8 protein-coding genes and 1 pseudogene are annotated in these 7,934 nt (G+C 60.5%); 2 read left to right on the forward strand and 7 right to left on the reverse strand.

The genetic code is table 11. From position 1 onward, the window contains the following. Nucleotides 1–670: 670 nt before the first annotated feature. From V6M89_RS13495 to V6M89_RS13505, 3 genes are read right to left on the reverse strand one after another with little or no spacing between them, the layout of a single operon-like run. Nucleotides 671–1,222 carry an HAD domain-containing protein gene (locus V6M89_RS13495; RefSeq protein WP_332853645.1) on the reverse strand — a complete coding sequence of 184 codons (552 nt, stop codon included), beginning with the start codon at nt 1,220–1,222 and terminating at the stop codon, nt 671–673. Then, nucleotides 1,219–1,599 (reverse strand): hypothetical protein, encoded by a 381-nt coding sequence (locus V6M89_RS13500; RefSeq protein WP_332853646.1) that lies wholly within the window; start codon nt 1,597–1,599, stop codon nt 1,219–1,221. Before V6M89_RS13500 ends, V6M89_RS13495 begins: the two co-directional genes overlap by 4 nt. Nucleotides 1,600–1,655: 56 nt before the next feature. Beyond that, nucleotides 1,656–2,348, reverse strand: coding sequence for a hypothetical protein (locus tag V6M89_RS13505; RefSeq protein WP_332853647.1), 693 nt, complete (start codon nt 2,346–2,348; stop codon nt 1,656–1,658). A 236-nt stretch (nt 2,349–2,584) separates the two neighbouring features. On the opposite strand from V6M89_RS13505, the gene V6M89_RS13510 reads away from it, so the two are divergent. Beyond that, on the forward strand, nt 2,585–3,016 hold the full coding sequence (locus tag V6M89_RS13510; protein WP_332853654.1) for a helix-turn-helix transcriptional regulator: 432 nt from the start codon (nt 2,585–2,587) through the stop codon (nt 3,014–3,016). Nucleotides 3,017–3,250: 234 nt separating this feature from the next. Then, nucleotides 3,251–3,556 (forward strand): annotated as a pseudogene (locus V6M89_RS13515) (thymidylate synthase); the annotation flags it as partial. Here the strand turns inward: V6M89_RS13515 and V6M89_RS13520 are convergent. The 4 genes from V6M89_RS13520 to V6M89_RS13535 are packed head-to-tail and all read right to left on the reverse strand — an operon-like array spanning nt 3,534 to nt 7,882. Beyond that, nucleotides 3,534–5,498 (reverse strand): carbamoyltransferase family protein, encoded by a 1,965-nt coding sequence (locus V6M89_RS13520; RefSeq protein ID WP_332853648.1) that lies wholly within the window; start codon nt 5,496–5,498, stop codon nt 3,534–3,536. The pseudogene V6M89_RS13515 and the gene V6M89_RS13520 sit on opposite strands and share 23 nt — an antisense overlap. A 31-nt stretch (nt 5,499–5,529) precedes the next feature. Next, complete coding sequence (locus tag V6M89_RS13525) at nt 5,530–6,759, reverse strand: hypothetical protein (RefSeq protein ID WP_332853649.1); 1,230 nt, start codon at nt 6,757–6,759, stop codon at nt 5,530–5,532. A 20-nt stretch (nt 6,760–6,779) separates the two neighbouring features. After that, on the reverse strand, nt 6,780–7,448 hold the full coding sequence (locus tag V6M89_RS13530; RefSeq protein WP_332853650.1) for a hypothetical protein: 669 nt from the start codon (nt 7,446–7,448) through the stop codon (nt 6,780–6,782). Beyond that, nucleotides 7,445–7,882: a hypothetical protein gene (locus V6M89_RS13535; RefSeq protein WP_332853651.1), complete on the reverse strand. Its 438-nt coding sequence runs from the start codon at nt 7,880–7,882 to the stop codon at nt 7,445–7,447. The genes V6M89_RS13530 and V6M89_RS13535 overlap by 4 nt, the downstream gene beginning before the upstream one ends. Between the last annotated feature and the right edge of the window lie 52 nt (nt 7,883–7,934).

The following is a 7,934-nucleotide window of genomic DNA, read 5'->3' on the forward strand; positions in this document are numbered from 1 at the left end:
AGTTTCAAGCTGGATATGGAATTGGACTGCTTCAGCATCGCGGTCGAAGACTGTCCAAGCATCTGCGCTGACGTTGTGCAGACAGATTCGCTTTCGTAACCTGCCGACATTCGCGTCAGTGCTATCGACACGCTGCGGCCTGATTTGTCAGCACCGCGTATCGCTGCTATGGCGGAATAGTAGTTGCGGGGGTTCAGCATAGGCGCAGTCAGTACCATTCAGTGTTAAAGGGGATGAAGGAGACCTGGCTGTGCAGAATGCGACATGCATTGAGGTAGTCCGGATTGGTAAACTGTGGCCCCTCAAGCACGATTGCATATGCTGCCAAGATATGGTCAAGGCAATCGCCACGCTCTCTTGTGGTTACGATGAGGTATGACTTCGGCGTTCTGTCAGTGTCAGTGGCATGCCAAGCATCCACCTCGTCCCCCAAGCTCGAATCAGCGTCATACGGTGTGGCCCAACTTGCGTGCAAATTATTAGCAACTGTATGCATGCCAGACCGCTTCAGCAGTGAGAGCACATCAGGATGCGTTTGACCGGCGACAATCTTTGACGTCAGAACAAACAGCGTGTCGAACGCTCGATACAAGTCAGACAGCATCGGCGTTATGACGTCCACGAATATAATCGGCCGTTTATCGGAATCTGCAAGAGGCAATGGCATCCGCTAGCCCCTCGTGTGCGATACCGAGGTGAGCTGTGCTTGCAAAATGCTCCGGGCTTGAGCAAGCTGGCCGAACATGAACCCTGTGCAAACGTTGCACAGGACACACTGGTCTTCGAGATGCGAACCCACGAGAGACTGCCCGCTGATAACGTCATCAATTACGATAAATGGTACTGGCGTCCCTAACGCGTGAGTATCGAGCCAATTTTCAATTTCAACTAAGCGGTAGCTATCACCATTTACATCTCGCGGCGTAGACCAGTACTCGTGCAGGTTTTCGGCAACGAACGCCATCCCCGTAAGGCGAAACGTGTCGCAAAGCTGCTCTCGATTCAGGTGCAAGACCCATGACGAGGATATGACGTAATGTGGCAAAAACTCTTTATGCAGCTGTCGCAGATTCTCTCGGGCAACTGCATGAAAAACCTGCTGCCAAACCTCCTCTGCGTTTGCGGTTTCGCCTGCGGACAACGCCGCAAGAACATTCTGCGTGTTCAGCGTGGGGTGCACACAGAGCACGTCGTCAATGTCCAGGAACACTAAAACGCTCATAATTTTTCTCCCAACAAAGCCCCGAATACCAAGGAGCTTTCAGGAACCGCCCAGCCCAGCCCAGATGCAGTTTTCCGAACCACCCATTGCATCTCTGCTTTAGTTCCCCACCGAGTGCTGGTTAGATGCACCAATAGACGCTTGAGAATCTGGACATCTGATAACTTGTAATACTTCGTTTCCCGATTCGCCAGGCACTTCGCAACGAGCTGTTCGGCAAGGTCCAGGCACATGTTGTAACGGGCCTGGACCTCGGCTTCTGTAGGCTCGTCGGTGTACTTGCCTGACACTGCGTCTAATCGCACTGCAAACTTAGCCTGCGCGCCAGAAACACTCGCAATCGAGGGCGAACGTGGGAAATCGGCCGGAACAGTCATTTGTGTCCAATTCGGAGGGGCTTTAGATGCGTGGGATAGAGTGATAACATCCCCAGTTAGGCTGACAGAAAAGTCCGCCAGTGCTCTACCGGTACCAATGCATCGGTCAAGTTACTTCGGAGCGAACGTTCCGCACGAAAGGCGTCAAATGGCGCAACGGCGTAGTATGGAATTTGTTCCCGTAAAATTTGAGTTTGACCGTTCCTATCGGTCAGCAGTTGCTGCGATACTGAGCGAGGGATGCTGCGCAAATCAACAGTTTCGAGCTGTGCCGCCTCGACTACTTTTACCGCGACCTCCAGTGGAACTGCGCTCCGATGGTCGATTGACATGGACAGCATTGCCCGATTTGGCAGCGATTGGACGAAGCAAAAGCCGTCGTCGAGACCAACCTTTTTGAGCGAAAGCACCGCAAGTGGTGAACCATTCGTTGGGTTTTGACTTAACGGGACCACTGAGAGACTTAAATCTAGCACAGGGCGTCCGACGAGCACCTGAGGAATCGAAGAGAACCATTCCACCCGCAGTAGGTGTAGCGCTCGCAGCAAAAGCGCAAGCGGCGCCTCCGACCATATCGAGTAACCCCGCACACGTCCAATATGCATCAGCTCGAATTGGTGACGTTCTGAAGCCTTAACCTTGAAAGCCAGTTCCAGCGATGGCCCTTCCGCATCGTCACGGCTTAACGCATCAATCTCGAGCCAGCATACATGGTGGTGCATTGAAAAAGCAAAAGTCGCTCTAAGCATGGTTCAGCCGCCGTAGATTAGTTTTCAAAGTGCTAGTAATGTTTGGCAAATCAGCCGACGAGGGGCTAGTCGTCAAACGTCACAGCAGGTGCTTGGAAGCAAGAACTGCGATTTGGTGTGAAGCACCAAGCACCGCCTCCTCCATTCCGCTCATTGTAGATGCAAACGCTATAGATGTAAACGCTATAGATGCAAAGTGTCTAGCAGGTAAAGCGACGATGAGTCACCCTGAACGCATGACAGACAGAATTCATACTTTGCAAAGCCTAAGAGTCAGGTACGCCGCAAGACTGCTTCAGCTGCGGAGGTCAATGGGTTTGAGCCAAACTCAGCTTGCTCAAAAAGCTGGCGTGCACCGGTCTTATCCCTCTCAAATTGAACGTGGCGTTGTCAATATATCCCTAGATAGCCTCGAAAAACTCTTTGAAGTGCTTTTACCCGAGCTTCATGACGGTCGCCCCCTCCGAATCCGCGTTGGTGAAGCAATAAGGAAGGTCCGGGGCGAGAAAATTTCCCAAGAACAGTTGTCTTTATTGGTCGAAATGTCGCTCACGACGATAGGTCGCATCGAGCGCGGCGAAATGGCAACGTCTATAGACCAAATTGAGAGGCTGGCGCAGGCTTTAGGTATGAAGGGTGAAGATTTACTCGAAAACTCAGCTGGTTGAGTAATCTAAAATCAGGTTTGCGGTAGTCAATCCTACCGCTGGCTCAAGGCGTTGCCTCGGGGTTACCTACACTTAAAATGGCACGCGTTTTGAACGGCGAATCACGTGCCGTGCCCCGGACAAACAAAGTGATTGATGAGGTCTTGTCCAAGTTGGTGGATTACTTATAATAACTGCCGCTCACATCACTCGTCTATAAATACAGTTTTCGATGAAACCTACAATATGACAAAACCGTTCAACCTGGCCGAAGGCGCGGCGCTGATGCACCTGGTCGGCCGCCTGACCGGCTACACGCCACGCTGGTTCACCTACTTCATCGGCGATGCCCACATCTACGAGAACCACATGGACATGGTCAAGGAACAGCTGACCCGCACGCCGTTCCCGGCGCCGCAGTTCCGCATCTCCGACCGCGTGCCGGACTTCGCCAAGACCGGCAAGTACGAGCCGGAATGGCTGGAAAAGGTCGAACCGACGGACTTCTCGCTGGAAGGCTACCAGCACCACGCGCCGATCACGGCGCCGATGGCGGTATAAGCCCGGCGGGCCGCAGGTGGATCACCCGCTGCTCCCATAGCGATAACAGCTCGGCCGCCAGCTCGCCGGCCGGCACGCAGTCCTGCATGCCGGTCCGCTCCGCGTTCAGCGCCTGATACGCGGCGGCGGAGATCGGTATCTGGCGGTTCGCCAGCAGCAGCACATGGAAACGCTCGCGGGCGCCATCAGCCGCCTGCGCCCATCCAGTCGACAGGCATCCCTCATCGCACAGGACAGGCTGCAACGCCAGCAGCCGTTGCGGCGACAACTCGGCTTTGTTCACCAGGAACGGGCCGATCGCCAACGCATCCAGCCCCGTGGTCAGGAAGCACGCGACGGCGTCGTCCACCGTATCGACGATAGGTTCATGATTGTTGTTGAACGACGTGTTGAGCAGCACCGGCGTGCCGGTCAGCGCGCCGAACGCGTCTAGCAGCTGCCAGAACAACGTATTGTGCATGCGCTTCACAACCTGTACGCGCGCCGTGCCGTCGACGTGCGTGACCGCGCCAAGCGCAGCCTGGAACTCCTGCCGCACCGGCACCACCATCGTCATGAAGGAGCAGTCCGTCCCTTGCGGCAGATCGAAGTAGCGGTCCGCATCCTCGCTGCGCACCGCCGGCGCAAACGGCCGAAACGCTTCGCGCTTCTTGACCATGGCGTTGATCCTGTCCTTGTTGGCGGCGGCGCGCGGATCGGCCAGGATGCTGCGGTTGCCCAGCGCCCTGGGCCCGAATTCCGACCGGCCCTGCACCCAGCCGAGCACTTGTCCCGCCGCCAGCAGCTGCGCCGCGGTTTGAACAATATCGTCGCAGCGCCGGAACGACAGCAGTCCCTCCCAGCGCTGCAACTGCACCGCCAACGCCTGCTCTTCGGGTATCGGCCGCCCAAGGAAAACATGCGACTGCGGCGTAATCGCATGCGCGTTTTCGCCCCCGTGCTGCAACTGGCCGAGACAGGCCGCGCCCAACGCCAGGCCGCAATCGCTGGCCGCCGGCTGGACGAATATGCGATCAAACAGGCCAGAGCGCGCCAGGCGGCCATTGAGCGCGCAGTTCTGCATCACGCCGCCCGCCGCGCAAAGTGCACGCAATCCGGTGGCGTTGCGATAATGGCGCAACACGTGGAACGCTATCTCCTCCAGTGCCGCCTGGGCCGCTGCCGCGACGTCGCAGTCGCGCGTTGAGAAAACGTCGTCTGGATGGCGCGGCGGTCCCAACTCCGCCAGGTGGCGCAACAGCACGCCCCGGTTCAGTTGATAACGGCCCTCAGCTTCCAGCCGGTAGGCGCTGGCATAGGCCTGCCGGTAGGTGACGGGATTGCCGTAGGGGGCCAGTCCCATCATCTTGAATTCGTCGTGCGCGCCAAAACCCAGCAGCGGTAGCGCGGCTTGATACAGGCCACCCAGCGAATCCGGCACCGCGATCTGGTCGAGTATCTCCAGTCGCCGGCCGCACGCCTCGATCACATAGCCCGAGACGCCGTCGCCAAAACCGTCGGCGGTAAAGACCAGCGCTTCGTCGTATCCCGATAGAGCGTAGGCACTGAGCGCATGGCACAAATGATGTTCGAACAGCTTGACCCTTGTGCGCGGACTGGCCATCAATCCCAGCCCGGCCTGCAAGATCGCCGCCAGTGCGTCGGCAGCGATGGTAGGATCGCGATGCTTGCCGCTTCCGCCCTGCTCACCGAACGCGAACAGGTCGACATCCCCGGCGGCGCAAGCGGCCACCTCCAGGCAAGCGCGCATGGCCCGCAGCGGCAGCTTGCCGGTATGCTTGCGGCGCGTCAGCCGCTCCTCCTCGATGGCGGCGACCACCTCGCCGTCGATCATCAGCACGGCGGCGGAATCGTGATACCAGCCGCACTCCCAGGCGCCGCGCAAGTCGCCGGCGTATGCTCGTGGCGGATGGGGTTGACCCTGCAAGCCCATGACGATCATCGCCCCTCCTTTTCCGCCGCACTGGCGCCGTTCAGGCTTCGCCTGTGCGTAGTAGCACTGCTCCCGCGCGCAGGCAGAAAGCGATCATCCGGTCCACCGCGCCGTCGGCCGCGTGGCCGGCCCAGGGCAGCTCGCCGCCGGCGTTCAGTATGGCGATGGCGTTCCACACCGCCGGCTGGTCCGCCACCGTGGTGGAATAGCCGCCCGCCGCCACCCGCATGACGCCGCTGGATTCAGGAGCGGCCAGGATGTTGTACATGCTCTTGCGCGTCACCACGCCGGCGCCGGCCACTCCGGCATGTTCCAGCAAGGGCGGCGGACGCAGATAACCGCAGGCGCTGAAGTGTTCCAGCCAGCCGCGCGCCACAGCGCTGCGCAGGCGCGGGTCGGCCGCGAACATGGCCAGCTTGCCGACCAGTGCGTCGACCTCGCGCAGGTCCCTCGCCTCCTCGGCCAGTGCGGCGCGCGAGACGGCCCGGCACCGGCCGGGCGATTCCATCAGCAACTGCGCCAGCTCCTCCAGCGCCAGACTGGTCATGCCGTCACCAAGCCAATAACCGAAGCCCCAGGTAACGGAGAACTCGCCGTCCGATTCAGCCACGTGCCAGTCGCTCGAAGGCCAGTACAGCACCTGTCCGGGCCGCGCGCTCAATGCTGTCGATTGTTCCAGGTGGCGTTCATAACGCAGGGCGCCGCGCAGTTCCGGCGTGGACTGGGCAAAGTGGTCCGGCCAGAAACGCATGGTCTTGTTGCCCACCACCGGAAAATGAAAGCCGCTGGTGCGGTCGACATGCACGCCGAACGGCGTCGCCTTGTAGGTGCCGAGGAACACCTGCGTGTCCATGCGCGCGTGGCTGATACCCACCGCCGCCGCCAGGTTCTGCACCGCACCGAGGATGCGCTCCCACAGCTCGCGGTCGAACTGGTGCCAGTCCGCCACCACCAGCGCGTAGTTCCGCAAGCCCTCCTGGTCCAGCAAGCGCGCGTTGTACGCGGCGAAGGAGCCGTCGCGCCGCGCCGGCAGCAGCATCTGGTGGCCGCCGCCCAGCAGATCGACCTCTTGGTCGTCCGAATAAAAACGCACCTTTTGCGGGCCGCCGTGGCAAAAGTCCTCGCAACAGGAAACCACCGCGCCGAACAGTTCATCGGCGGCGACCCGCGGCAGCGCCCCGGCCTGTTCCTCCGGCAGCAGGACCGATTGCCGCTCCCAATAACGCTCGGCGAAATCCAGCCAAAAATCCTGTATGTCGCGCTGGCCCATGCCCGCCCCCAAGGTTTGCGTTACGATCCCACGCGCAGCAGCTTGTATTCCACCAGCGTGCCGACCAGCGCGACCTTCTCTTCGTCATCCAGATCGCCCGGCAGCTCGCGCACATAGAACGCCGGCGTGACGCAGATGAAGCGCATGGCGTCACGCGCCAGCCGGTTGACCGACAACAGTACCTCGCCATCGGCGTTGCACAGATGGCTCAAGCCGTCGGCGTCGGCCTGCACGATGCTGCCCACATGATCGTTCAGGACGCGGCGGTGCGGCTTGACGTGGGTCTCGTCGCGCCACAGATCGGGCAGCGGCTCGCCAAACAACTCCACGTAACGCTCTTCAAACTCCGCGAACGTCGTGGCGCGCCGTGGCGGCCCGGTGTCTTCGCCCGCCGGCTCCGGCGCGTTGGACGGACTGTGATTGATATAGGTGCCGAAGTAGCGCAGGCTGAAATCGATGTATTCGGCTGTGAACAGCACAAACTGATGCCAGACTTCGTCGATGCGCAGCGAGTGCATATCCCACAGCACGGTATCGTCGGCGCGCACCATGACGATGAAGCGTTTGACCTCGCGGAACAGCACCTGGCCTTCCTCGGCCGAATCGACGATGTGCTCCTTGAGCAGCTTCTCGATCAGGTATGGCGCTTCATGGGACAGCGACTCGAATGGAGAACGGGAAGAAGTCATGTCGCCCTCACCCGCTCAAACAAGCCGCTTTCCTCCAGCGCCATGCCCAAGGCAAAGCGCTCCTCGCCATCGAGCGCCCCCGGTAGCGCGGCGACGTCGATCAGTTCGTGGCCGGCGGCATAGCTCAGCGCCGCGCGCGCGATGTCGCCCGTCTCGATCTCGCATACCAGGCCGCCCGGCGTCTCGACCATGAGCGCGCTGCCACTTGCCGTCGACTGCTGGCGCAGCACCAGCCCCTCGCTCACGCGCCGCAGAAGATAGGGCGCGGACGAGTCGTCCGGCCCGCCCCCGCTCAAATCCTCGACGTAGGCCCGCGTGGCGGTGCTGCCCAGGTCAAGGCACGCAGCCAACTGCGCGGGCGCCAGCGCCGAGCCGCTGGACGCGGCGATCTGCGCCAGCTGCCGCAGCCAGCGCTGCTTCTGGCGCGCCGCCATCACGCTGGCGTAGGCGTGAAGCGGCTGTGGGGGGGGGGGGGGGGGGGGGGGG

Source organism: Duganella sp. S19_KUP01_CR8, assembly GCF_036688705.1.
In the GTDB taxonomy this organism is placed as follows: domain Bacteria; phylum Pseudomonadota; class Gammaproteobacteria; order Burkholderiales; family Burkholderiaceae_D; genus Rugamonas.

What these genes read in the sequence shown, in the direction of transcription:
- V6M89_RS13495 (WP_332853645.1), bottom strand. Translation starts at nt 1,222, where the DNA reads ATGAGCGTTTTAGTGTTCCTGGACATTGACGACGTGCTCTGTGTGCAC.
- V6M89_RS13500 (WP_332853646.1), bottom strand. Translation starts at nt 1,599, where the DNA reads ATGACTGTTCCGGCCGATTTCCCACGTTCGCCCTCGATTGCGAGTGTT.
- V6M89_RS13505 (WP_332853647.1), bottom strand. Translation starts at nt 2,348, where the DNA reads ATGCTTAGAGCGACTTTTGCTTTTTCAATGCACCACCATGTATGCTGG.
- V6M89_RS13510 (WP_332853654.1), top strand. Translation starts at nt 2,585, where the DNA reads ATGACAGACAGAATTCATACTTTGCAAAGCCTAAGAGTCAGGTACGCC.
- V6M89_RS13520 (WP_332853648.1), bottom strand. Translation starts at nt 5,498, where the DNA reads ATGATCGTCATGGGCTTGCAGGGTCAACCCCATCCGCCACGAGCATAC.
- V6M89_RS13525 (WP_332853649.1), bottom strand. Translation starts at nt 6,759, where the DNA reads ATGGGCCAGCGCGACATACAGGATTTTTGGCTGGATTTCGCCGAGCGT.
- V6M89_RS13530 (WP_332853650.1), bottom strand. Translation starts at nt 7,448, where the DNA reads ATGACTTCTTCCCGTTCTCCATTCGAGTCGCTGTCCCATGAAGCGCCA.
- V6M89_RS13535 (WP_332853651.1), bottom strand. Translation starts at nt 7,882, where the DNA reads ATGGCGGCGCGCCAGAAGCAGCGCTGGCTGCGGCAGCTGGCGCAGATC.